The organism is Geodermatophilus sp. SYSU D01045, assembly GCF_054050295.1.
Window position 1 is genome coordinate 99,827 of the sequence record NZ_JBJGZB010000001.1, and the last position, 22,346, is coordinate 122,172.

Annotated in this window: 25 protein-coding genes; 14 read left to right on the forward strand and 11 right to left on the reverse strand. The window is 76.4% G+C overall.

The window, feature by feature from the left end:
• The first annotated feature begins 88 nt into the window (after positions 1–88).
• Positions 89–1,552, forward strand: a complete 1,464-nt coding sequence (locus ACI798_RS00575) for an FUSC family protein (RefSeq protein WP_457046898.1) — start codon at positions 89–91, stop codon at positions 1,550–1,552.
• On the opposite strand, the gene ACI798_RS00580 is transcribed toward ACI798_RS00575, so the two are convergent.
• From ACI798_RS00580 to ACI798_RS00595, 4 genes are all read right to left on the reverse strand, one after another.
• On the reverse strand, positions 1,549–2,520 hold the full coding sequence (locus ACI798_RS00580; RefSeq protein WP_457046899.1) for an ABC transporter substrate-binding protein: 972 nt from the start codon (positions 2,518–2,520) through the stop codon (positions 1,549–1,551). The two genes, ACI798_RS00575 and ACI798_RS00580, sit on opposite strands and share 4 nt — an antisense overlap.
• A gap of 79 nt (positions 2,521–2,599) precedes the next feature.
• The gene (locus tag ACI798_RS00585; protein ID WP_457046900.1) at positions 2,600–3,046 is read right to left on the reverse strand and encodes a nitroreductase family deazaflavin-dependent oxidoreductase; all 447 of its coding nucleotides are present in this window, start codon (positions 3,044–3,046) and stop codon (positions 2,600–2,602) included.
• A gap of 36 nt (positions 3,047–3,082) precedes the next feature.
• The gene (locus tag ACI798_RS00590; RefSeq protein WP_457046901.1) at positions 3,083–4,306 is read right to left on the reverse strand and encodes a glutathionylspermidine synthase family protein; all 1,224 of its coding nucleotides are present in this window, start codon (positions 4,304–4,306) and stop codon (positions 3,083–3,085) included.
• Entirely contained in the window at positions 4,307–4,684 is a 378-nt protein-coding gene (locus tag ACI798_RS00595; protein WP_456942268.1) for a hypothetical protein, read from the reverse strand.
• Positions 4,685–4,811: 127 nt separating this feature from the next.
• Here ACI798_RS00595 and ACI798_RS00600 point away from each other — a divergent pair, with 127 nt between their 5' ends.
• The 3 genes from ACI798_RS00600 (at position 4,812) to ACI798_RS00610 (ending at position 7,541) form a co-directional block, all read left to right on the forward strand.
• A complete protein-coding gene (locus ACI798_RS00600) occupies positions 4,812–5,657 on the forward strand; it encodes a formate/nitrite transporter family protein (RefSeq protein WP_456942267.1) in 846 nt (281 codons plus the stop codon).
• Positions 5,658–5,818: 161 nt separating this feature from the next.
• A complete protein-coding gene (gene ypfJ / locus ACI798_RS00605; RefSeq protein WP_456942266.1) occupies positions 5,819–6,742 on the forward strand; it encodes a KPN_02809 family neutral zinc metallopeptidase in 924 nt (307 codons plus the stop codon).
• A 4-nt stretch (positions 6,743–6,746) separates the two neighbouring features.
• Positions 6,747–7,541 carry an enoyl-CoA hydratase/isomerase family protein gene (locus tag ACI798_RS00610; protein ID WP_456942265.1) on the forward strand — a complete coding sequence of 265 codons (795 nt, stop codon included), beginning with the start codon at positions 6,747–6,749 and terminating at the stop codon, positions 7,539–7,541.
• A gap of 42 nt (positions 7,542–7,583) precedes the next feature.
• Here ACI798_RS00610 and ACI798_RS00615 read toward each other — a convergent pair whose 3' ends face one another.
• Positions 7,584–8,426: a siderophore-interacting protein gene (locus ACI798_RS00615; protein ID WP_456942264.1), complete on the reverse strand. Its 843-nt coding sequence runs from the start codon at positions 8,424–8,426 to the stop codon at positions 7,584–7,586.
• Positions 8,427–8,725: 299 nt separating this feature from the next.
• Between ACI798_RS00615 and ACI798_RS00620 the strand changes: the two genes are divergently transcribed.
• The 5 genes from ACI798_RS00620 to ACI798_RS00640 all read left to right on the forward strand — a co-directional run bounded on the left by ACI798_RS00620 (position 8,726) and on the right by ACI798_RS00640 (position 12,556).
• On the forward strand, positions 8,726–9,580 hold the full coding sequence (locus ACI798_RS00620; RefSeq protein WP_457046902.1) for a hypothetical protein: 855 nt from the start codon (positions 8,726–8,728) through the stop codon (positions 9,578–9,580).
• A 2-nt stretch (positions 9,581–9,582) separates the two neighbouring features.
• The gene (locus tag ACI798_RS00625; RefSeq protein WP_456942262.1) at positions 9,583–10,188 is read left to right on the forward strand and encodes a phage holin family protein; all 606 of its coding nucleotides are present in this window, start codon (positions 9,583–9,585) and stop codon (positions 10,186–10,188) included.
• A gap of 51 nt (positions 10,189–10,239) precedes the next feature.
• Positions 10,240–10,965: a DUF3618 domain-containing protein gene (locus ACI798_RS00630; RefSeq protein WP_456942261.1), complete on the forward strand. Its 726-nt coding sequence runs from the start codon at positions 10,240–10,242 to the stop codon at positions 10,963–10,965.
• A 123-nt stretch (positions 10,966–11,088) separates the two neighbouring features.
• Positions 11,089–12,264, forward strand: coding sequence for a sensor histidine kinase (locus tag ACI798_RS00635; RefSeq protein WP_457046903.1), 1,176 nt, complete (start codon positions 11,089–11,091; stop codon positions 12,262–12,264).
• A gap of 73 nt (positions 12,265–12,337) precedes the next feature.
• Positions 12,338–12,556, forward strand: a complete 219-nt coding sequence (locus ACI798_RS00640; RefSeq protein WP_456942259.1) for a hypothetical protein — start codon at positions 12,338–12,340, stop codon at positions 12,554–12,556.
• On the opposite strand, the gene ACI798_RS00645 is transcribed toward ACI798_RS00640, so the two are convergent.
• The 5 genes from ACI798_RS00645 to ACI798_RS00665 all read right to left on the reverse strand — a co-directional run bounded on the left by ACI798_RS00645 (position 12,538) and on the right by ACI798_RS00665 (position 16,789).
• On the reverse strand, positions 12,538–13,227 hold the full coding sequence (locus ACI798_RS00645; protein ID WP_457046904.1) for a response regulator: 690 nt from the start codon (positions 13,225–13,227) through the stop codon (positions 12,538–12,540). The genes ACI798_RS00640 and ACI798_RS00645 overlap by 19 nt on opposite strands.
• Before the next feature lie 109 nt (positions 13,228–13,336).
• Positions 13,337–14,512, reverse strand: a complete 1,176-nt coding sequence (locus ACI798_RS00650; RefSeq protein ID WP_456942257.1) for an acyl-CoA dehydrogenase family protein — start codon at positions 14,510–14,512, stop codon at positions 13,337–13,339.
• A 34-nt stretch (positions 14,513–14,546) separates the two neighbouring features.
• Positions 14,547–15,074 carry a class I SAM-dependent methyltransferase gene (locus tag ACI798_RS00655; protein ID WP_457046905.1) on the reverse strand — a complete coding sequence of 176 codons (528 nt, stop codon included), beginning with the start codon at positions 15,072–15,074 and terminating at the stop codon, positions 14,547–14,549.
• A 10-nt stretch (positions 15,075–15,084) separates the two neighbouring features.
• Entirely contained in the window at positions 15,085–15,858 is a 774-nt protein-coding gene (locus ACI798_RS00660) for an SDR family NAD(P)-dependent oxidoreductase (protein WP_457046906.1), read from the reverse strand.
• A 40-nt stretch (positions 15,859–15,898) separates the two neighbouring features.
• Positions 15,899–16,789, reverse strand: coding sequence for an arginase family protein (locus tag ACI798_RS00665; RefSeq protein ID WP_457046907.1), 891 nt, complete (start codon positions 16,787–16,789; stop codon positions 15,899–15,901).
• Positions 16,790–16,865: 76 nt separating this feature from the next.
• Here ACI798_RS00665 and ACI798_RS00670 point away from each other — a divergent pair, with 76 nt between their 5' ends.
• Together ACI798_RS00670 and ACI798_RS00675 are read left to right on the forward strand one after the other, a co-directional pair.
• On the forward strand, positions 16,866–17,075 hold the full coding sequence (locus ACI798_RS00670; RefSeq protein WP_456942253.1) for a hypothetical protein: 210 nt from the start codon (positions 16,866–16,868) through the stop codon (positions 17,073–17,075).
• Positions 17,076–17,150: 75 nt separating this feature from the next.
• Positions 17,151–17,936, forward strand: coding sequence for a response regulator transcription factor (locus ACI798_RS00675; RefSeq protein WP_457046908.1), 786 nt, complete (start codon positions 17,151–17,153; stop codon positions 17,934–17,936).
• A 16-nt stretch (positions 17,937–17,952) separates the two neighbouring features.
• On the opposite strand, the gene ACI798_RS00680 is transcribed toward ACI798_RS00675, so the two are convergent.
• A complete protein-coding gene (locus ACI798_RS00680; RefSeq protein WP_456942251.1) occupies positions 17,953–18,723 on the reverse strand; it encodes a MerR family transcriptional regulator in 771 nt (256 codons plus the stop codon).
• Between the two features lie 72 nt (positions 18,724–18,795).
• Here ACI798_RS00680 and ACI798_RS00685 point away from each other — a divergent pair, with 72 nt between their 5' ends.
• From ACI798_RS00685 to ACI798_RS00695, 3 genes are read left to right on the forward strand one after another with little or no spacing between them, the layout of a single operon-like run.
• Positions 18,796–20,643, forward strand: coding sequence for a hypothetical protein (locus ACI798_RS00685; RefSeq protein WP_457046909.1), 1,848 nt, complete (start codon positions 18,796–18,798; stop codon positions 20,641–20,643).
• On the forward strand, positions 20,640–21,044 hold the full coding sequence (locus tag ACI798_RS00690; protein WP_457046910.1) for a hypothetical protein: 405 nt from the start codon (positions 20,640–20,642) through the stop codon (positions 21,042–21,044). Before ACI798_RS00685 ends, ACI798_RS00690 begins: the two co-directional genes overlap by 4 nt.
• Positions 21,041–22,342 carry a hypothetical protein gene (locus tag ACI798_RS00695; protein ID WP_457046911.1) on the forward strand — a complete coding sequence of 434 codons (1,302 nt, stop codon included), beginning with the start codon at positions 21,041–21,043 and terminating at the stop codon, positions 22,340–22,342. Before ACI798_RS00690 ends, ACI798_RS00695 begins: the two co-directional genes overlap by 4 nt.
• Positions 22,343–22,346 lie beyond the last annotated feature (4 nt).

Sequence of the window (22,346 nt, forward strand, 5' to 3'; positions counted from 1 at the left end):
GTCCCGGAGCCGGCCGGGGCGCGTCCAGGGACCGGGATCACGCCCGCGGCGCCCGGCCGGGCCCGGGGAGCGCGGCGACGATGGGCGGGTGACCGCCGTCCGCCCGCTCCTCGGCCCGCCGGTCCCCCCGCTCCGGGCGCTGTGGCGGGCCGGCGGGCGCCGCGGGGTGACCGCCGCGGCCTGCCTCGTGCTGACCCTGGCCGCCGGCACGGCGCTGGGGCGCCCGGACCTGGGCTCGGCGGCGGGCCTGGCGTCGTTCACCGCGGTCTACGGCCACGCGCTGCCCTACCGCCGCCGCGCGGGCGTGGTCGCCGTCGTCGGGGTGGTGCTCGTGGCGAGCAGCACCCTGGGCGCGCTGGCCGGCGGGCACCCGGTCGCGCTGGTGCTCGCCTGCGCGGCGCTGACCGCGGCGGCCACGGCGGCGGGCGTCGTCTGGCGGGTCGGCCCGCCCGGCCCGCTGGGCGTCGTCCTGGTGGCCGGCGGCTCCGGCGCGCTCGGCACCCCCCTGGACGGGCTCGGCGCGCACACCCTCGCCGCCGCGGCCGGCGCGGCGCTGGCCTGGGCCGGCTGCATGCTGCCCTGGCTGTGGGACCCGGCCGGCCCCGAGCGCCGCGCGCTGGAGGCGGCCGAGGCGGCGGTGGGCGGCGCCCCGGCCGGGGCGGCCCGGGCGGTGCGCCTGGCCGACGTCGCGGTCCGCGGCGGCAGCGCCCGCGGCGACGGCCGGCTGCGCGCCCGCCTCGACGACGTCGAGCGGCGGTTCCTCGCCGCGCTGCCCGCTCCGCCCCCGCCGGCACCCGCGCCGCCCCTCGACCCCGCACCGCCGCGGTGGTGGCACGCCCCCGCCGCCGCGACCGCGCTGCGCCTCGGCGCCGGGTCGGCCGCCGCCGGCCTGGCCGCCGTCGCCCTCGGCCTGTCCAGCCCCTACTGGGCCGTGACGACGGCGGTCGCGGTGCAGATGGGCACCGACGCCCGCGCCACCCGCACCCGGGGGCTGCAGCGCGCGGTCGGCACCGCCCTCGGCGTGCTGGTCGCGGGGCTGCTGGTCGCGCTGGACCCGCCGGTCGGCGTCGCCGTCGCGCTGGCCGGGGTGCTGCAGCTGGCCGTCGAGCTGCTCGTCGCCGCGCAGTACGTGCTCGCGGTCTCCTGCATCACCCCGCTGGCGCTGCTGCTGGTGCACCTGGGCAACCCGACGCTGTCCGCCGGGCAGCTGGCCACCGAGCGGCTGGCCGAGACCGGCGTCGGCGTCGTCCTCGCGCTGGCGGTCGGGCTGTCGCTGCTGCCCCGCGCGTCGAGCCGGCGGCTGCCCGCCGCGGTGCGGGAGGTGACCGCCGCGGCGGCCGCGGGCGACGACCGCCGGCTGCACGCCGCGCTCGACCACCTGGCCGAGGTGTCGGCCGCCGCCCGGGCCGAGCTGCTGCCCACCCCGGCGCTCACCGCCCGGGTGCACGCCGCTCGGGTCGTGGCCGACCTCGGCTGGGGCCTGCTCGGCGCCCGCGCCCGGGGCGACGACGCCGTGGCCGCCGACCTCGGCCGCCGGCTCCCCGCGTCCTAGCCCGCGAGCTCGGGCGCGAGCTCCTCGAGGTCGTCGAGCACCAGCCCGGCGCCCAGCGGGCCCAGGCCGAGGAACCAGCGGTCGTCGTCCACCGCGACCGCACGCCCCCCGGCGACCGCGGGGATCGACCCCCACAGCGGCCCGGCGGTGACCTGGTCGGCCGCCGTCACGCCGTCGGCCCCGTACGCGCCGTAGAAGAGCAGGTCGCCGTCGGCCCGGGACACCTGCTCGGGCGAGACCTCGACGAAGGTCTCCGCCGTCCGCTGCAGCTCCGGCCGGGCGAAACCGACCTCGGCCAGCACCGACCCGATGAACGAGCCCTCGCCGTAGAGGCGGATCAGCGTGCCGTCGAGGAAGCGGACGACGCTCACCTCGGTCTGCGCCGGGTCGCCGTAGAGGCCGCCGACCTCCTCGGCCCGCGCGGCGAACCCGTCGAGCAGGTCCTGCGCCTGCTCCTCGCGGCCGAGGGCCTCGCCGGCGAGCAGCAGGTTCTCCTGCCAGCTCTCGCCGATGGCCTCGGCGAACACCGTGGGGGCGATCTGCGCGAGCTGGTCGTAGACGTCGGCGTGGCGCACGGAGTTGGACAGGATCAGGTCCGGCTGCAGCGCCGCGATCGCCTCCAGGTCGGGCTCGGCGATCGTGCCGACGGCGGCGATGTCGGCGGGGTCGACGCCGGCCTCCGCCACGAACCCGGGCAGCTCGTCGCTGACGTCGGTGCGGACCGCGCCCACCGGGGTCACGCCGAGGGCGAGGGTCGCGTCGAGCTCACCGGTGTCGAGGACGACGACCCGCTCGGGGGTGCCGACGACCTCGGTCTCCCCCATCGCGTGCTCGACCGTGCGCGTCTCCGCCGCGGGCGCCGCCGCGGCCACGGGATCGGTGTCCGCGCACCCCGTCAGCAGCGCCGCCGCCAGCAGCCCGCCCGCCGTCGTCCCGGTGACCCGCCGGCCCGTCTCTCCCCAGAGCACCCTTGCCCTCCTCCCGGCGCCGGACCACCCGGCTCCGGGAAGGAACTTAGGACAGCCTTTCCTCAGTCGAGCGGGCGGGTCAGCCCTTCCGCTCGACCAGGAAGACGGGGATCTCGCGGTCGGTCCTCTGCTGGTACTCGGCGTAGGGCGGGTAGGCGGCCACCGCGCGCTCCCACCACTCGGCCCTCTCCGCGCCGGTGATCTCGCGGGCGACGCCGTCCCAGGGCTCCGGGCCGTCCTGCACGGTCACCTGGTCGGGGTGCCTGCGCAGGTTGGCCACCCAGGCCGGGTGCTTCGGCGCCCCGCCCTGCGAGCCCACCATCGCGTACACGCCGTCCTTCTCCACCCGCATGAGCGGCTGCTTGCGGACCTTCCCGGTGGTCGCCCCCCGGGTCGAGAAGACGACGACCGGCAGACCGGTGTCGAGCAGCGTGTTCGCCTCGCGCCCGCCGGTCGCCTCGTAGCGCTCGACCTGGTCGCGGACCCACTGCTGCGTGCTCGGCTCGTACTCACCCTCCAGCGGCATGTCCCGACCGTAGGTCGGCACGCCCCGCCCCGCCGCCTACCGGGCGTCGACGGTGTGCGGGACGAAGAAGCTGAGGTTGTCGGTGATCAGCCCGTCGCTCTCGCGGATGCCCAGGCCCGCGGGCTCGCCGTCGACCACCCAGGCGCCGAGCACCGGGTGGTGCGGCCCGTCGACACCGGCGAAGTCCGGCAGTGGCGCGAACTCCTGGACGACGAACCCCTCGGTGCCGTAGCGGCCGGGCATCGCGGTGACCACCTGCCCCCCGCGGACGACCTGCACGTTCGCCCCCTCGCGGCCCCACAGGGGCTTGCGCACGTAGTCCCGCCACGACGAGGGCATCTCGTCGGCGAAGTAGGCCGGCAGCAGGTACTGCCCGAGCACCGGGTCGCTCCCGAACAGCTGCCACAGCACCGGCAGCAGCGCCTTGGTGCTCCACAGCATCTTGTAGACCGGCTCGACCCAGGTGGTGCCGCCCGGGCGGGCGGCGTCGGCGAGGACGGCCGCGCCGAACTCGTCGTCGACCAGCCACTCCCAGGGGTAGAGCTTGAAGACGACGTCGAGGTGGCGGCCGGCGGGGTCGTAGAAGCGGCCGTCGCCGGAGTCCAGCGCGACGTCCTCCACCAGGACCTCCACCGCCTCGTAGCCGGCCTGGACGACGGTGTCCATGAGGTAGGCGACGGTCATCCGGTCCTCGCCGGAGGTCTCCGCGCTGGTCCACGCCAGGTGCACCCGCGGTCGCACCCCGGTGCGCCGCTCCCAGCGGGTCAGGTTGCGCTGCCAGGCGGCGACCAGCCTCTCGTGCAGCGCGTTCCACTGGTCGCGGCCCTGCCCGGTGAACAGGTGCCAGTTCCACTGGGTCACCGCCGCCTCGACCAGGCCGGTCGGGGTGTCGGCGTTGAACTCCAGCAGCTTCGGCGGGCCCTCGCCGTCGTAGCGCAGGTCGAAGCGGCCGTACACGCTCGGCGGCTCGGCCTCCCAGGAGGCGCGGATGCCGGAGCGGGCGATCAGCGGGATGCCCATCCGGTCGAACAGGTCGTGCTCGATGACGTGGTCGCCGGCGGCGACGCACATCTCGAACAGCTGGGCGACGGCGCTCTCGAGCCGCTCGACCTCCGCGGCGGTGAAGTCGTAGTACGGGCCCTCGCGCCAGTAGCTGCGGACCTCACCGCCCGGCGTCGTCGTGCGGTTGTAGACCAGCCCCTGCGCCTCGACCTCGGCCTCCCAGCCGGGCCGGACGACGCCGCCCTCGATGCGCCGCACTCAGGAGCCCGAGCCGCCGCCGACGCCCGAGCCGATGCCGCCGGTCACCCGCTGGCCGGCGGACACCTTGCCGGTGGCGGGCAGCCCGTAGCGCTGGCGGGCCGCGGTGTCGGTGGGGTTGACGCGGGTGCCGCCGGCCGGCAGCACCGTGCCGACCGGCAGGCCGGGGCGGAAGGCGCCCAGGTAGAGGAAGAACAGCCCGGGACCGCGGTAGCCGTCGTCGCAGTAGTCCTCGTCGACGATCTCGCCGTCCTCGTTCGTGCAGTAGGCGACCTGCTCCTGGTCGTCGTCGGACCCGCAGCCGGCGAGGAAGCCGGTGGCGGCGGTGGCCAGCACCGTGGTGGTCAGGGCGCTGCGCACCCGGTTGCCGAACGCCATGGGCTCCTCCCCGCTCGATCGTCGGCCCGACCCTAGGTGCTGACCTGCGCAGGTGGCGTCCCCGGGCAGCGCGGACGGAGGTGTTCCACTAGCGTCCCGGGACGACCCCGCTGTCCCGGGAGGCCCGATGACCGCGAAGGAACCCGCCGAGGTCGCCAGGGTCGCGAGCGCGACCGGCGCCAAGAAGGTGCACCGCAGCTGGGACCGGGTGCTCGTGAGCGCCTTCCTCGCCGGCGCCTACATCTCCTTCGGCGCGCTGGTGGCGATCACCGTCTCCTCGGGCCTGGACGTCGGCACCTGGGGGACGCTGCCCACGCTGTTCATGGGGGCGGCCTTCACCCTCGGCCTCGTGCTGGTGCTCATCGCCGGCTCCGACCTCGCCACCGGCAACATGATGCTGGTCCCGCTCGGCGCGATGAACGGCAAGATCACCGGCGGCGACGTCGTCCGGAACCTGACGCTGGTGCTGCTGGGCAACCTGCTCGGGGCGCTGTTCGTCGCCTTCTTCCTCGCCGTCTCCACCGGGGTGATCGGCGACCCGGACAGCACCGGCAGCGCGGGGCTGACCTTCACCCGGCTGGCGGAGATCGCCGACGGCAAGACCCACCACACCGCGTGGGAGACGTTCCTGCGCGGCGTCGGGTGCAACTGGCTGGTGTGCCTCGCGGTGTGGATGTCGCTGGCGTCGACGAGCGTCTCGGGCAAGATCCTGGCGGTCTTCTTCCCGGTCATGGCTTTCGTCGCGATGGGCTTCGACCACGTCGTCGCCAACATGTTCTTCCTGCCGGCGGCGGTGTTCGCCGGCGTCGAGGGCGCGAACTGGGGCGACACCCTGACCAACTGGCTGCTGGCCGGCGCGGGCAACCTGATCGGCGCGGTCGTCTTCGTCGGGACGTCGTACTGGTACCTGTTCCTGCGCGAGGACCGCGACGCCGCCCCGCGCACCGGCGCCGAGCCCGCCGAGCGCGCCTGACCCCGCCTCCCTCCTCCCCGCGATCACGGCGCCGTGACCACGGTCGCGGGTTCCGGGACGGTCACGGCGCCGTGATCGCGGGCCCCTGACGCTCCGGTCGCGGAGCGCGGGGGCCGGTGGCACGGTCGGACGACGGCCGGCCACGGGGAGGACTGCAGCGGATGAGGTACAGGGAGGGCGGCGACCTCGACACGTCGTCGATCCAGGACCGGCGCGGACGCGGCGGGGGCCTGGGCGGGGGCCGCGGGCTCGCGGTCGGCGGCGGCGGGATCGGCCTCGTCGGGCTCCTGGTGATCGTGCTGTTCCAGGTCCTCGGCGGCAGCGGGGGCAGCGCCGGGGCCGGGCTCGGCGCGCTGTCCGGCGGCCTCGGCCCGGGCGAGACGGCCGACAACAGCGCCCTCGAGCAGTCCTGCGACGACAGCGGCGACGCGAACGACTCGGTCGAGTGCGCCGTCGTCGCCGACATCGACTCGATCCAGGACTACTGGTCGCAGACGCTCGGCGCGGACTACGTCCCCACCGACACGGTGTTCTTCTCCACCGAGACGCAGACGCAGTGCGGCGGCGCCACCAGCGGGTCGGGGCCGTTCTACTGCCCGGCCGACCAGCTCGTGTACATCGACCTCACCTTCTTCGACACGCTGCGCAGCCAGTTCGGCGCCGAGGGCGGCGCGTTCCCCAACGCCTACGTGCTCGCCCACGAGTACGGCCACCACGTGCAGAACCTGCTCGGCGCCAACCGCCAGGTGACCCCGGGCGAGACCGGCCCGACCAGCGGCACCGTGCGGCTGGAGTTGCAGGCCGACTGCTACGCCGGCGTGTGGGCCAACCACGCCGAGACGGTGCCCGACGAGTCCGGCGCCCCGCTGATCACCGAGATCACCCAGGACGACGTCGACGCGGCGCTGGACACCGCGGGCCGCATCGGCGACGACTTCATCCAGGAGAACCTCGGCGGCGGCACCGTGGACCAGGACACCTTCACCCACGGCTCCTCCGAGCAGCGCCGGCACTGGTTCCTGACCGGGTACGAGACCGGCGACCCGCGGCAGTGCGACACCTTCGCCACCGACGACCTGGGCTGAGCGCGTGACCTCGTCCGACCCTGCCGACCACCTGCGGGTCGGCCGCGACGGCGCCGTCGCCGTCCTGACCATCGACCGCGCGGACAAGCGCAACGCGCTCACCGCCGGCATGTGGGCCGCGCTCCCCCGCGTGCTGGCCGGGCTGGCCGCCGACCCGGCGGTGCGCGTGCTCGTGCTCACCGGCGCCGGGACGAGCTTCTGCGCCGGCGCGGACATCTCCGACCTGCTCGGCGGGCCGGACGCCGACGACCCGATGGCGCACCTGCGCCGGGACAACCTCGCCGCGCAGGCGGCGCTGCGGGACTTCCCGCGGCCGACGATCGCGATGATCCGCGGCCACTGCATCGGCGGCGGCGTCGAGCTGGCGACCTGCTGCGACCTGCGGTTCACCGACCCGACCGGCGTCTTCGGGGTCACCCCGGCGAAGGTCGGCATCGTCTACACGCCGACGTCGACCCGCCAGCTGATGGAGCTCGTGGGCCCGGCGACGACCCGCTACCTCCTCTACTCCGGGGAGCTGGTCGACGCCGAGACCGCGCTGCGCACCGGCCTGGTCGACCGGCTGCTGCCCGCCGGGGACCTGGCCGGCGAGGTGCGCCGGTTCGCCGAGGTGCTGGCCGGCCGGTCGGCGCTCACCCAGCGCGCGGCCAAGGAGGTCACCGCCGCGCTGGCCGCGGGCGGCGACGGCGAGGAGGTGGCCCGCCGCTGGTACCGGGAGACCATCGCCGCCGGCGAGCTCGCCGAGGGCGTGGCCGCCTTCACCGAGCGGCGCACCCCGCGCTTCCCCTGGAGTCCCTGAGGCGTGGAGTCCCTGAGGCGTGGAGTCCCTGAGGCGCCCCGGTCAGGCGACGCCGAGCCCCTGCTCCTCCGCCTCGACGGCGGCGTTCCACTCGCGCTTCTCGGCCTGCCAGCGGTCCTCGGTGCTGCCCAGCCGCCAGTAGCCGGACACCGACAGCCGCTCGCGCGGGGCGCCGAGCCCGGTGCGCACGAACCGGCGCAGCTCCCGCACGGCGCCGGCCTCGCCGTGCACGAAGACGTGCACGTCGCCGTCGGGCAGGTCCGCCGCGACGACGGCCGCGACCAGTGCCACCCCGGGGGCCGCGCCGCGGTGCACCCAGGTCACCCGCACGCCCGGGCCGGAGGCGAGGTCCTGCTCCTCCTCGGGCCCGGCCACCTCGACGAAGACCTCCGCCCGCGCCCCGGCGGGCAGCGCCTCCAGCGCGGCGGCGATCGCCGGCAGCGCCGTCTCGTCGCCGGCCATCAGGTGCCAGGCGGCGTCGGCGGCCGGGCTGTAGGCGCCGCCGGGACCGAACATCTGCAGCGTGTCGCCGGGGCGGGCGGCCAGGGCCCACGGGCCGGCCACGCCCTCGTCGCCGTGCACGACGAAGTCGACGGTCAGCTCGCCGGCCGCGGCGTCCCACGAGCGGACCGTGTAGGTGCGCGTGGCGGGCCACTGCTCGCGGGGCAGGCGGGCCTGCACGTCGTCGAGGTCGAACGGGGCGATGTAGGGCGCACCGGCCGGCGGGAAGAGCAGCTTGACGTAGGAGTCGGTGTGCTCGGGCGCGAAGCCGGACAGCCCCTCCCCGCCGAGGACGACGCGGACGACGTGCGGCGTCACGCGGCTGGTGCGCACGACGGTGCCGGTACGGGGCGTCCGCCTGCGGCGCGGGGACTGGTCGGCCATGGGCCCTCCTCGGATCAGGGAAGGCTCACCTTACCTGCGGTCCCTGGGGGCCCCGCCGCGGTTTCGGACCCGTGCGTCCGGGTAGCCCGTGGCCTGCGGGAACGGCGACTCCGCCGGGCACGGACGTCCGGGCCGCCGGCTCCCCGACCGCGTCTTCCCCACGGTCCACCGGCCGGCGCCACTCGTCGCCGGCCCCGCTCCACCCGCATCCGTCCCGGCGACGGCCGTCGCCGGGATGTGTGTGAGTGATCCAGTTCTGGGTAGCGCCAGCCTCGACCGAGATCCACTCAGGAGGAACGATGACCCACTCCATCGACGCCCCCCTCCCGCCGCCGCCCTCCTCGGGCGCCAGCGGCTACGGGGAGACGAGTACGACCTCGACCACCACCTCGGGCTCGCCGTCGACCACCGACGTCGCGAAGGACGAGGCCCGCAACGTCGGCCAGACCGCGAAGGAGGCCGGCTCCCAGGTCGCCTCGACCGCCGCGGACGAGGCCAGGAACGTCGTCGCCGAGACCAAGCAGCAGGCGCAGAGCCTGGTCGAGCAGGGCCGCACCCAGGCCCGCCAGCAGGTCGTGTCGCAGCAGCAGAAGGCCGGCCAGAGCCTGTCGAGCCTGGCCGAGCAGCTGCGCGGCATGGTCGACGGCAACGCCCCGGCCCCCGGCCCCGCCCGCGACCTGATCCAGCAGGGCGCCGGCAAGGTCCAGGAGTTCGCGGAGATGCTGCAGAACCGCGAGCCGGCCGACCTGCTCGAGGAGGTCCGCTCCTTCGCCCGCCGTCGGCCGGGCACCTTCCTGCTCGGCGCCGCCGTCGCCGGCGTCCTCGCCGGGCGGCTGACCAGCGGCGTCAAGGCCGCGCACAGCAACGGCTCCTCGTCCGGCTCGCAGCAGTTCGCCTCGACGCCGTCCACGTACCCCGCCGGCAACTACGTCGACCCGGCCCCGACCTACTCGGGCTACGAGACGACCTCCTCCTACGGGACGACCGGCGGCTACGAGACGACCACGGGCTCCTACGGCGAGCACGCCGCCACCTCCGGCACCCCGGTGCCGCCCCCGCCGTACGGCACGGTCCCGCCGGCCGGCAGCGTGGTGCCGCCGTCGGCACCCGCCGGCTGGGACGACCCGACCCGCCGCCCGGGCCAGGGGGTCTGACCATGAGCTCCCCCTACTCCGGCGCCACGCCGGTGGGCGGCCAGCAGGGCTACCCCCCGGAGCCGCCGCAGTCGAACTACGCCGTGACCCCCGGCTACGAGCAGGGCTACTCCGGTCAGCAGGGCTACGCGGGCCAGCAGGAGTACGCCGGCCAGCAGGAGTACCCGACTGAGTCCTACGGGGCGCACGCCGGCGAGCGCGGCACCCCGATGACCGAGGCCGGCCGGCCCGAGGTCTCCGGCACCTCCGTCGGTGAGCTCATCAGCGAGGTCACCACGGACCTCTCGGTGCTCATGCGCCAGGAGCTCGAGCTGGCCAAGGCCGAGCTCAAGGTCGAGGCCAAGAAGGCCGGGCAGGGCGCGGGCATGTTCGGCGCCGCGGGCTTCGCCGGCTACATGACGGTGCTGTTCCTCTCCTTCGCCCTGTGGTGGGCGCTGGAGAACGTGATGGACGCCGGCCTGGCCGCACTGATCGTGGCGGTCATCTGGGGCGTCATCGGGGCCGTCGCCTACGCCATGGGACGCAAGAAGTTCCGGCAGGTGAACCCGAAGCCCGAACGGACCGTGGACACCCTCCAGCAGGTCCCCGGCGCCCTCAAGCCCCACTGACCCTCGGCCCGCGACCCGACCGGTCAGGCCACCACACCCCCTGGAGCAGACATGACCAGCAGCAGTGACCCGGACGTCATCCGGCGGCAGATCGAGGAGACGCGTCGCGAGCTGAGCTACGACGTCGACGCCCTCAACGAGAAGGTCAACCCCGCCCGCGTCATCGACCGGCGGATGTCCTCGGCGAAGGGCCGCTTCGCCAACGTCAAGGACAAGGTCATGGGCTCGGCCCACGACACCCGGTCCTCGGCGCGCGGCACCGCGCAGGACGCCCGCGGCATGGCGCAGCACGCCGTCGGCTCGGTGCAGGGTGCGGCGTCCAACGCGGCCGGCACCGTGCAGGGCGCGGCGTCGAGCGCGGCCGGCACCGTCCAGGACGCCGCCTCCCAGGCGGCGCACGCCGTCCAGCAGGCCCCCGACGCGGTGGTCCGCCAGACGCAGGGCAACCCCCTCGCGGCCGGGCTGATCGCCTTCGGTGTCGGCTGGCTGGTGTCGAGCCTGCTGCCCGCCACCGAGAAGGAGCGGCAGCTGGCCGAGCAGGCCGAGAGCGCGGTCCGCGAGCACAAGGACGAGCTGCTCGCCCCGGCCAAGCAGGCGGTGCAGGAGGTCGGCGAGCAGCTCAAGCCGGCCGCCCAGCAGGCTGTCGAGGAGGTCAAGTCGACCGCGCAGGACGCGGCGCAGAACGTCAAGCAGGAGGGCCAGTCGGCCGCGCAGGACGTGCAGGGCCAGGCCCAGCAGTCCCGCGAGTCCGTGCAGAGCCAGGCGTCCTCGAGCTAGTTCCAGCAGGTCGACAGCGCCCCGCCGGGTCCCCCCGGCGGGGCGCTGTCGTGTCTCCCCTCGCCGGGTGACCCGGCCCGGGACCGGCTGCAGCCGCGCCCGGCCGCGGCCGACGCTGCCGGTGTGACGGACGCCGAGGTCGCGGAGCTGCGCGCGCAGGTCGCCGCGCTGCGGGCCGAGCGGGCGACGCTCACCGCGCTGGTCGACGCCCGCGGCGAGGAGCTCGCCGTCGCCGCCCGCATGCTGCGCGCCCGCGCCGCCACGATGACCAGCGTCGTCGACGCGATCACCGAGCAGTCCGTCGTCGGCACCGACCGCGACGGCGTCGTCCGCGTGTGGAACCCCGGCGCCGAGCGGCTGCTCGGGGTCCCCCGCGCCGACGTCGTCCGCCGGCGCCGGATCACCGACTTCCACGACCCCGCCGAGCTCGCCGGCCGCGGCCTGGACGCGCTGGTGTCCGTCGCCGCCGTGCGCGGCAGCGACGTCCGCGACTGGACCTACGTGGCCGCCGGCGGCACCCGGCGCACCGTCTCGGTGGCCGTCACCCCGCGCGCCGACGACGACGGCGGCCCCGCCGGCTGGACCTTCGTCGGCACCGACATGACCGAGGTGCGCGCCGCCGAGCGGCTCAAGGACCAGTTCGTCGCCCTGGTCAGCCACGAGCTGCGCACCCCGCTGTCGGCGGTGCTCGGCTGGCTCGAGGTCGTGCTCGACGACCCCGCCCTCGACGCCGGCCACCGCCACGCGCTGGACGTCGTCACCCGCAACGCCCACCGCCTCGAGCGGCTGGTCGGCGACCTGCTGTTCACCGCGCAGGTCGAGGCCGGCCGGTTCGCGCTCACCCCCGGCGAGGTCGACCTCGCCGCCCTCGTCGCGGCCGCGGAGGAGTCCGCCCGGGTCGCCGCGGCGGCCGCCGGGGTGACGCTGACCACGCGGCTGCCCGCGGCCGGGCCGGTGGTCCCCGGCGACGCCGTCCGGCTCGCCCAGGCGGTGGACAACCTGGTCTCCAACGCGGTCAAGTTCACGCCGCGCGGCGGGCGGGTGGAGCTCTCCGTCGACGCCGGGGACGCGGGCGTGCGCGTGCACGTGCGGGACACCGGCGTCGGCATCGCCGCCGCGGACCGCGAGCGCATCGGCGAGCGGTTCGAGCGGGCCGCGAGCGCCCGCCGGGCGGGCGTGCCCGGCGTCGGGCTGGGGCTGTCCATCACCCGGGCGATCGCCGCCGCCCACGGCGGCCGGCTGGAGCTGGCCGGCACCGAGGGCGGCGGCACCACGGCGACGCTGGTGCTGCCGCGCTGAGAGCACACGTCCCCGCGGCTCCGTCGCGGGGGTCCCGCGGAGGGGCCGCGCAGCCGGTGGCAGGCTCCCGGTCGTGAGCACGCAGGACGGCGGCACCGCGCAGAGGAACCCGAGTCCCGGCAGTGAGCTGCCGGCCCGGCTGCTGGCCTTCCTCGACGACTCCGCCGCGGCGCCCGCCGCCCCGCAGTCCCCGGCCGCCGACCCGGTCCTGGTGCGGCGGCTGCGCGCCCGGGCCACCTGCTGCACCGGCCGGGTGCCCGAGCCGCGCGGCGGTCAGGCCACCAGCCGGTAGCCCACCCCGCGGACGGTGCGGATCTGCGCCGCCCGCAGCCCCGCCGCGGTCAGCTTGCGGCGCAGGTTGGACATGTGCGCCTCCACCAGGCGCAGGCTGCCGGCCCAGTCGGTGCGCCACACCTCGCGCAGCAGCGTCTCCCGCTGCAGCACGCGGCCGGGCCGGGCGGCCAGCGCCGCGAGCAGGTCGAACTCGGTGCGGGTCAGGTCGACGACGACGCCGTCGACGCGCACCTCGCGGCTGTCCTCGTCCACCTCGAGGTCGGCCAGCCGGACGACGGCGTCCTCGGCCGGCGCGAGCGCGAGCCGGGGGCGCCGCAGCATCGCCTGCACGCGGGCGACCAGCTCGCGCGGGGAGAACGGCTTGGCCATGTAGCCGTCGGCGCCGACGGCGAGGCCGACGAGCAGGTCGACCTCCTCGGCGCGGGCGGTGAGCATGAAGACGTAGCAGCCGCTCTCGGCGCGCAGCCGGCGGCAGACCTCGGTGCCGTCCTGGTCGGGCAGGCCGAGGTCGAGCACGACGAGGTCGGGCGTGGACCGGCGTACCTCGGCGAGGCACTCGACACCGGTGGCCACGGCCCGCACGTCGAGCCCGGCGCGGGCGAGCACCGTGGTGACGAGTTCGCGGATCTCCGGGGTGTCCTCCACCACCAGCACCGACTGCCCGGCCACCGCGCGCCTCCGTCCCGGCGACCCGGACGGCCGCCCCCGGTGGGAGCAACGGCGGCGGCGCGGCCGGCCTCCACCCGGGCCGCGGCCGCCTCACCCGGGCGGGGTGGCGTCAGACGAAGGCGCTCATCCCGGTCAGCGCCCGCCCGACGATCAGGCTGTTGATCTCCCGGGTGCCCTCGTAGGAGTACAGCGCCTCGGCGTCGGCGAAGTACCGCACGACGTCGTTCTCCAGCAGGATCCCGTTGCCGCCGAACAGTTCCCGGGCCAGCGCCACCGTCTCGCGGGCCCGGCCGGTGACGAACGCCTTGGCCAGCGCCGCCTGCTCGTCCTTGAACACGCCCTCCTCCTGCAGCTGGGACACCCGCACCGCCATGCCGAGGCTCGCGGTGACGTTGCCGGCCATCCGGGCGAGCAGGTCCTGGACCAGCTGGAAACCGCCGATCGGGCGGCCGAACTGCTCGCGCTCCCTGGCGTAGGCGACCGCCGCCTCGAAGGCGCCCATCTGGCAGCCGACCGCCGACCACGCGACGCCGCCGCGGGTCAGCTTGAGCACCCGGTTGACGTCCTTGAACGAGTTGCCGTGTTCGAGCTTGTTCTCCGCGGGCACGCGGCAGCCGTCGAAGACGATGTCGGCGTTCTGCACGGTGCGCAGGGCGTACTTGCCCTCCATCTTCGTGGGCGTGAACCCGGGCGTGCCCTTCTCGACGACGAAGGTCTTCACCGCGTCGTCGGCGACGTCGCGGGCGAACACCACGACGACGTCGGCGATGGTGCCGTTGCCGATCCACCGCTTGGCGCCGTCGATCACCCACCCGTCGCCGTCGCGGCGGGCGGTGGTCTCCAGCCCCCGGGCGACGTCGGAGCCGCCGTGCGGCTCGGTGAGCGCGAACGCGCCGATCCTCTCCAGCGCGACCATGTCCGGCACCCACCGGGCGCGCTGCTCGTCGGAGCCCAGCAGCACGATCGAGCCCATCGACAGGCCGTTGTGCACGCCGAGGAAGGTGGCCATCGACGGGTCGACCCGCGCGGCCTCCAGCGCGATGAACCCGGTGAACAGCCGGGAGGCGCGCGGCCGGTGCTCCAGGTCGTAGCTGCGCCCGACCATGCCCTCCTCGGCGAAGCGCGGCACCAGGTCCATCGGGAACTCCGACGACGCCCAGGCGTCGTTGACCCGTGGCCGGACCTCCTCGGCCAGGAAGCGCCGGATGCCCGCCAGCTCCTTGCGCTCCTCGTCGTCGAGCAGCGTCTCGTAGCCGTAGAGGTCGCCGGGCAGCTCGTCGGTCATCGCAGGGTCCTCCCGTCGGTGGGTGGCCCCTCCCCTACCCGGGACGGCGCACCTCGACCGCGGCCGTCGGGAACGGCGCGGTGGCCGCCTCCGCCGTCGTGGTCACCTCGAACCCGCGCTCCCTCGCCGTCCGCGCCACGGCCGCCCGCACGCGGTCCCGGTCGTCCGGGCGCATCACCGAGAACCCGAGGACCACGCGGCCGCCGGGGGCCAGCACCCGCGCGACGACGTCCCACTCCGGCGCCGGGGGCGTCCAGAACGCCCGGACGTCGACGGCGACGACGGCGTCGAAGCGCTCGCCGGCGAGGTCGGCGTCGAGCAGCGGCGCCGCGAGGACCCGCACCCGGCCGGCGTCGACCGCCGCCCGGTTGCGCCGGGCGGCCGCGGCGGCCATCCGTGCCGACCGGTCCACCGCGACCACCTGCCCGTCACCGACCGCGGCCACCAGCTCCGTGACCAGCGCGCCGGCGCCGCAGCCGACCTCGAGCACCCGCTCCCCCGGCGCCGCCGCGACCACGCCGGCGACGAACGCCAGCCGGCCGGAGGTCGGGCGGGCGGTCACGCGGGCGCCCTCAGACGTGGGCCTGGCCGGTGGAGGCGCTGGTGCCGCCGTCGACGGCCAGCACCGCGCCGGTGACGTACCGCGCGCCCTCGGAGGCGAGGAACAGCACCGACGGCGCGATGTCCTCCGGCTCCCCCGGCCGGCCCAGCGCGATGCGGTTGCGGAACGGCGCCAGCGACTGGTCGTCGCGCGGCGCGTCGGCGTTGAGCTCGGTGAAGGTGAAGGCCGGCGCGACCGCGTTGAGCCGCACGCCGCGCGGGCCCCAGTCCAGCGCCAGCGAGCGCACGAAGTTGGTCACCGCGGCCTTGGTGGCGTTGTAGCCGGCCTGCCCCCAGTCGCCGCGCAGCCCGGACACCGAGGAGACGGCGACCAGGTTGCCGCCGGACTCCGCCAGGTGCGGCAGCGCGGCCTTGGCGAGGTGGAAGAACGCGTCGACGTTGGTGGCGCGCATCTGCTCCCACGCGTCGTCGGTGAGGTCGGTGACCTCCCCGCTCTCGTAGCCGGCCGCGTTGCTGACCACGACGTCGAGCCGGCCGAACCGGTCGACGACGTCGGCGACCAGCTGCCGCACCTGGGCCGGGTCGGAGACGTCCGCGGGCAGCGCCGCTCCGCGCTCGGCCGGCACGCCCTCGAGGGCGGACTCCAGCCGCTCCCGCCGGCGGCCGGTGACCGCGACGGTGGCGCCGGCGTCGAGGAAGGCCCGGGTGATCGCCAGGCCGATGCCCGTCCCGCCGCCGGTGACGAGGACGACGGAGCCGGTGAAGTCGAAGGTGGTGGTGGCCATGCCCTGCTCCTCCCCCGCGGTGCCCGCGCGGAACCGCGGCTCAGGCCAGCGCGGCGGCGAGGACCGCCACCAGCCGGGCCACCTCGCCGGGGTCCGGCGCGTGGTCGGGGTTGACCTCGGTGAGGCACAGGCCGCCGAAGCCGTCCTCGGCGCACAGCCGGCGCAGCACCGCGGCGACGGCGTCGAGCGGCAGCCCCCGCCCGTGGTCCGGCACGTCGGCCAGCGGCAGGTCGAGGAACTCCACGACGTCGACGTCGAGGTGCACGAGGAAGCCGTCGGGCCGGTCCACCTCCGCGGCGGCCCGGGCGGCGGCGCCCTCGGGGTCGGCCGCCACCGCGCCGGCCGGGACGGTGCCGAGGCCGATCCGGGCCGCGGTCGTCGCGTCCGGCTCGACGTCCCGGACGCCCACCGCCACGACGTCGTCCACCGCGAGCAGCGGCCGCACCGGTCCGACCGCGAGCAGCTCGGGGTCGGACCCCGGCAGGGCCAGCACGTGCGCCAGCGCCATCGAGTCCGCGACGCCGGTCGGGTTGTCGGCCGGGGTGCGCAGGTCGACGCCGCCGTCGACGTAGACCAGCCCCGGGGACCGGCCCGCGGCGCGGGCGCCGGCGACCAGCCCGACCGTCGTCGTGCACTCGCCGCCGACCACGACCGGCAGCCGGCCGGCCCGCAGCGTCGCGGCTGCGGCGTCCTGCACCGCGGCCAGGCCGGCGACGACGCGGGCGGCGTCGCGCACCCGCCCCGCCGGGGCCGGGCCGGCGGCCCACCGGACCGGCGGGAACAGCTCCCGGACGGCGACCTCCCGCGTCCGCCCGAGCTCCTCCGCCAGCCCCGCCGCGGCCAGCGCCGCCCAGGCGCGCTCCTGACCGGGCCAGTGCGCCGCGGCGCTGGAGGGGGCGGCCAGCAGGTCGAGCGGGCGGCGCGGGCTCATGCCGGTGTCCTACCGCCGGGTGCCGACAGGTGCGCCGGTTTGACACCGTGACACCGATCGGTGTCACATGGAGGGCGTGTCCGGCACGAGCGTCCTGGCGACCGACGGGTTGAGCCTGATCGCCACCGCCGGGTTCTTCGTGCCGGCGGCCGTCCTGGTCGCGGTCGTCGTCGCCGCCGTGGTGCGCGACCGGCGGCTGGCCGCCCGCGAGCGCGACGGGCTCGACGGCTCCCACGAGCGCATCGACGAGCCGTCGGCCGGGCGCGACCGCCGGCCGGCCGACTAGCACACCTCGCGCCCCGGGCGGGCCGGTGCCACGCTGGCGACCGCACACCTCCGGCGGCGAGTGGCGGGAGTCGCCTTGTCGAGCGCACGGATGCCGGCGGCGCCGGACCTGGCCTCCCGGCTCGCCGGCGTCGTCGACCGGGCCGAGTACCTGCGCGTGGTCGCCGAGAGCCTGGTGGACCTCCTCGGCGCCGACTTCGTCGGTCACGTCGCGCTCGACCTGGCAGTCCGGTCGGCCGAGGTGCAGCGCCACCCGCGGGGCGGTCGGCCCGCCGGCGACCTGGCGCGGCAGTTGCTCGACGTCGCCGACGGCCACCCGGTCGTGCGCAGCTACCGCGCCGACCGGTCCCGCGGCATCCCGGCCCCGCGGCGGCTGAGTGACGTGGCGACGCGCGCGGAGCTGCTGCGGAGCCCGGCCTACGTGGAGATGCTGCGCCCGGGCGGCGCCGAGCACCAGCTGACGATCATGACCGCGCGGCGGGCGGCCGGCGGCAGCCGGGTGTGGACGGTGAACCGGTCGGGTGCCGACTTCACCGACGACGAGCTGGCGTCGGCCCGCGCCCTGCAACCGGTCCTGGCGCTGCTGGACCGGACGGTCGGCACGGGGACGACGACGGCACCGGCGGGCGCCGCGGCGGCCGAGCGGCCGGGGCTCACCGCCCGGGAGGTCCAGGTGCTGGGCCACGTCGGCAGCGGGCTGACCGCGGGCGCCGTCGCGCGCCTGCTGGGGGTCAGCGACCGCACGGTGCACAAGCACCTGGAGAACGCCTACCGCAAGCTGGACCGCCACGACCGCCTGCTGGCCGTCGACCGGGCCCGCGAGCTGGGCGTCCTCCCGCAACCACGACCCCGGGCCGGCTGACGGGACGGGCTTCGGCTCACTCCTCGGCGAGCGCGCCGAGCTCGGCCTGCACCGCGGCGCCGACCGCGGCGGCCATCTCCGTGCGGAAGCTCGCCAGCAGCGCCTGCGCGGCGGCCGGCTGCAGCCGGTCGACCATGGCGCGGACCCGGTCGAGCCGGTCGGGCCGGGCGCCCTCCTCGAGCAGCGCGCGCCACCCGGTCTCGACGAACATGCCGACGTAGGTGGCCGCGATCTCCCGCACCAGCTCGATGACCCGGGCCTGGGCGGCGATGAGCGCCGACGGCGGCACGCCGAGCTGGACGACCTGCAGGCCGGCGGTGAGCAGCGGCGGGTCGTTGACGCGCAGCCGGCCGTCGTCGAGCCGCTCCACGAGGCCGAGCCGGACCATCTCGTCGACGGTGGCCGCGTCCACCGGGACGCCTGCCCGGGCGGCGAGCTCCTCGGGGGTGGTCTCCTCCGGCTCCGGCGGCAGCCAGGGCGCCAGCAGGGCGCGGTGCAGCGCCAGAGCGGCCGAGCCGCCGACGGCCGGGGCGGTGGCCAGCGTCCGCTCGATGACGGCGAGCGAGTAGCCCTCGGCGAGCATCTCGCGCACCAGCAGCAGCCGGGTGACGTGCTCGGGGCCGTAGTAGCCGGTGCGCCCCACCAGCCGGGGTGGGGGCAGCAGCCCGCGGGCCGCGTAGGCCCGCACGTTGCGCACGGTGATGCCCACCCGCGCGGCGAGCTCGTCGACCGTCAGCTCCCGGTCACCGTCACCGGTGGTCGCGGCAACCCGTTCCTCAGCCTCCATCAGGACCTGATCGTAACGGTGTCCCGATGTGCCACTTTGCGATGTCACGTCAAATGGTGTTCCATACCCGGCGTGACGTCCCTGGGACCAGTGCTGCTCGCCGTGGAGGACCGTCCCGCCGGCGGTGCCGCCCTCGGCGAGGTCGTGCTCGCCTCCGCCATCGGGTTCGCCCTCACCGCCGTCCTGCTCGGCCTGGTGTGGGCGCACCGCACCCGCCGGACGACGGTGCTCGCCCGCGCCGGGGACGCCCTCGGCCGGGCCACCCATGTCCCCGGCTGGGTCGCCCTCCCGACCGTGCTGACGACGGCGTCCCTGCTGGTCGCGCTGCTCGGGATGATGTGGGACATCGCGCTGCACATCGGCGTCGGCCGCGACGAGGGCCCGCTGGCCAACCCCGCGCACTACCTCATCCTGTTCGGCCTGTTCGGGGTCTTCGCCGGCGGCGTCCTGGCCTGCTCGATGCCGCTGGACGAGCGCCCCGGCCCGGCCGCCGTCCGCTTCGTCCGCGGCTGGGACGTGCCGGTCGGCGGCGTGCTGCTCACCGCGGCGGGCTTCTACGCCCTGCTCGGCTTCCCCCTCGACGACGTCTGGCACCGCCTGTTCGGCCAGGACGTCACGCTGTGGGGCCCCACCCACCTGATGCTCATCGGCGGCGCCGGCCTGTCGATCGTCGGGCTGCTGGTCCTGGAGATGGAGGGCCACGGCGGGCTGTCCACCGACGACGGCGGCCGCAAGGTGGGCAACCGCGCCCGGTTCCTGCGGCAGGCCTCGGCGATGGGCGGCCTGCTGCTGGGCCTGTCGGTGTTCCAGGGCGAGTTCGACTTCGACGTCCCGCAGTTCCGCCTGGTGCTCGAGCCGTTCCTGATCGCCGGCGCCGCGGGGGCCGCGCTGGTCGCCGCCCGGCTCTGGATGGGCCGGGGCGGGGCGCTGGCCGCCGCCGGGTTCTTCCTCGTCGTCCGCGGCACGATCGCCGTCGTCGTCGGGCCGGTCCTCGGCGAGGTCACGCCGCAGTTCCCGCTCTACCTGGGCTCCGCGCTGCTGGTCGAGCTGCTCGCCCTGGCCTGGCCGCTCGCCCGCCGCCCGCTCGCGTTCGGCGCGGTCGCCGGCGTCCTGGTCGGGACCGTCGGCACCGCCGTCGAGGGCCTGTGGACCCGGGTCACCCAGGTGCTCGAGTGGAACGGCGACGTCCTGGTCGAGGGCACCCTCATGGCCGTCGTCGGCGGCGTCGCCGGTGGGCTGGTCGGCGCGCTGCTCGCGCTGGGCCTGCGCCGCCGGCTGCCCCGCCCCGCCGTCGCGCGCGGCGTGCTCGTCCTCAGCCTGCTGGCGGTCGCCGGCGGCGTGACCAACGGGCTGGTCGCGACCGTCCCCGACGACCTCGAGGCCACCCTCGCGATCGAGGACGTCACCACCGACCCGCGGACGGCGGACGTCACCGTGCGGCTGGACCCCGCCGACGCCCTCGACGACCCGGCGTGGGTGCAGATCACCGCGTGGCAGGGCCAGGGCCTGGTCGTCACCGACCTCGAGCGCACCGGGCCGGGCGAGTACCGGACCACCGAGCCGGTCCCGGTCCACGACGACTGGAAGACGATGCTGCGCATCCACGACGGCCGGGTGCTCACCGCGGTGCCGATCTACCTGCCCGAGGACCCGGCCATCCCGGCCGACGAGATCGCCGCCACCGACGGGGTCACCCGCGCGGCGATCCCCGAGATCGAGCTGCTGCAGCGGGAGCTCGAGGACTCCGGCGGCGGGCTGTGGACCGCGGCCAACCTCGTCGCCCTGGCCTGCACGATCGCGATCGTCGCGGCGATCTCCTGGGGCGTGGGCCGCTACTCGCGTCGCGGCAGCGCCGGCGAGCGGCTCCCCGACCGGCCGGTGGACAGCCCGGCCCCGGCGCCGAGCGGGGCCGGCCGGTGACCCGCCGCCTGACCCTGGCCGCTCTCGCGGTCGTGGCCCTGAGCGGGTGCGCCGGGACCGCGCCGTCCGACGCGGGCACGCCGTCGGGGACCCCGGCCCCCTCCCCGGAGGCGTCGACGGCGGCCCCCACCACCCCGGCCGGCCGCGCGCTCGCGGTGCAGGTCGCCGGCGGGCAGGTCACCGGCGACACCGGCCGGGTGCCCGTCCCCGCCGGGGAGCACGTGACCCTCACCGTGACCGGCGACGTCGCTGACGAGGTGCACGTGCACGGCTACGACCTGGAGGCAGCGCTGGCCCCGGGCACGCCCGCGACGGTGGAGTTCACCGCGGACGTCCCCGGGGTGTTCGAGGTGGAGCTGCACGGGGCGGGGACGGTGCTGCTGTCGCTGCAGGTCGGGTGACCGTCCTCGCGCACGGCGTCGGGTCGCGCACCGACCTGCCCCTCCCCCTCGGCCTGGCGCTCTACGGCGCGGGCGCGGCGATCCTGGTCAGCTTCACCGTCCTGCTGCTGTTCTGGCGCCGGCCCAAGCTGGGCGACGCCGCCTCCGGGCACCCGCTGCCGGCCTGGGTGCAGCGCGCCGCGGACAGCGCTCCGCTGCGCCGGGGCGGGCAGGCGGTCGCGCTCGCCGTCGCCGTCCTCGTGCTGGTGGTCGCGCTGGCGGGCCCCGACGACACCGCGGACAACCTCGCGCCCTGGGTCCTCTACGTGACCTTCTGGGTGGGCCTGGTGCCGGCGAGCCTGCTGCTCGGGCCGGTGTGGCGGGTGGTCAACCCCCTGCGGCTGCTCGCCCGCGGCCTGCGGGTGCTCGCCGGACCACCGCGGGGCGCCGACCGGCTGCCGGCCCTCGGGCTCTGGCCGGCGGCTGCCTCGCTGCTGGTCTTCGTCTGGCTGGAGCTGGTCTTCCCGGGCCGGGCGGAGCCGGTCACGGTCGCGGTCTTCCTCGTCGCGTACGCCGGAGTGCACCTGGCCGCGGTGGCCTGGTTCGGCGAGGGGTGGTTCGCCCGCGGCGACGGCTTCGAGGTGTACTCGACCGTCCTCGGCCGGCTGTCGGTGGTCGGCCGGCGCGACGACGGCGTCGTCGTCGTCCGCTCGCCGCTGACCAACGCGATGGCCGGTCCGGACGGCCGGGGGCTGGCCGCCGTCGTGGTGGTGCTGCTCGGCTCCACCGGCTTCGACGGGCTCTCCCGCACCGCGTGGTGGCAGAGCGGGCCGGGGGCGGCGGACGACACGCTGTCGGGCACGCTCGGGCTCGCCGCGTGCACCGCGCTGGTCGCGGTCCTGTACCTGCTCGGCACCCGGCTCTCGGGCCGCCTCGGCCGCCTCCCGCTCGGCCCGCAGCCCCGGCTGTACGCGGCGTCGGTGGTGCCGATCGCGGTCGGCTACACCGTGGCGCACTACTTCTCGCTGCTCGCCCTCGACGGGCAGACGACGTGGATCCTCGCCAGCGACCCGTTCGGCACCGGCGCGGACCTGTTCGGGGCGGCGGCGAACGTGGTGGACCTGCGCGCGGTGAGCCCGGACCTCATCGCCTGGGTGCAGGTCGGCGCGGTCGTGCTCGGCCACGTCGTCGGCGTGCTGCTGGCCCACGAGAAGGCGCTGCGCGTGGCGCCGCGGGCCCCGGCGTCGGACCAGCTGCCGCTCGTGCTCGTGATGGTGCTGTTCACCGTCGCGGGCCTGGGCCTGCTCTTCGGCTTCTGACCCG

Bases quoted from the DNA above. Each gene is read 5' to 3' on its own strand.
- ACI798_RS00585 (WP_457046900.1), bottom strand. From the start codon at position 3,046: ATGCCGCTGGAGGGTGAGTACGAGCCGAGCACGCAGCAGTGGGTCCGC.
- ACI798_RS00595 (WP_456942268.1), bottom strand. From the start codon at position 4,684: ATGGCGTTCGGCAACCGGGTGCGCAGCGCCCTGACCACCACGGTGCTG.
- ACI798_RS00600 (WP_456942267.1), top strand. From the start codon at position 4,812: ATGACCGCGAAGGAACCCGCCGAGGTCGCCAGGGTCGCGAGCGCGACC.
- ypfJ (WP_456942266.1), top strand. From the start codon at position 5,819: ATGAGGTACAGGGAGGGCGGCGACCTCGACACGTCGTCGATCCAGGAC.
- ACI798_RS00615 (WP_456942264.1), bottom strand. From the start codon at position 8,426: ATGGCCGACCAGTCCCCGCGCCGCAGGCGGACGCCCCGTACCGGCACC.
- ACI798_RS00620 (WP_457046902.1), top strand. From the start codon at position 8,726: ATGACCCACTCCATCGACGCCCCCCTCCCGCCGCCGCCCTCCTCGGGC.
- ACI798_RS00625 (WP_456942262.1), top strand. From the start codon at position 9,583: ATGAGCTCCCCCTACTCCGGCGCCACGCCGGTGGGCGGCCAGCAGGGC.
- ACI798_RS00630 (WP_456942261.1), top strand. From the start codon at position 10,240: ATGACCAGCAGCAGTGACCCGGACGTCATCCGGCGGCAGATCGAGGAG.
- ACI798_RS00650 (WP_456942257.1), bottom strand. From the start codon at position 14,512: ATGACCGACGAGCTGCCCGGCGACCTCTACGGCTACGAGACGCTGCTC.
- ACI798_RS00660 (WP_457046906.1), bottom strand. From the start codon at position 15,858: ATGGCCACCACCACCTTCGACTTCACCGGCTCCGTCGTCCTCGTCACC.
- ACI798_RS00665 (WP_457046907.1), bottom strand. From the start codon at position 16,789: ATGAGCCCGCGCCGCCCGCTCGACCTGCTGGCCGCCCCCTCCAGCGCC.
- ACI798_RS00680 (WP_456942251.1), bottom strand. From the start codon at position 18,723: ATGGAGGCTGAGGAACGGGTTGCCGCGACCACCGGTGACGGTGACCGG.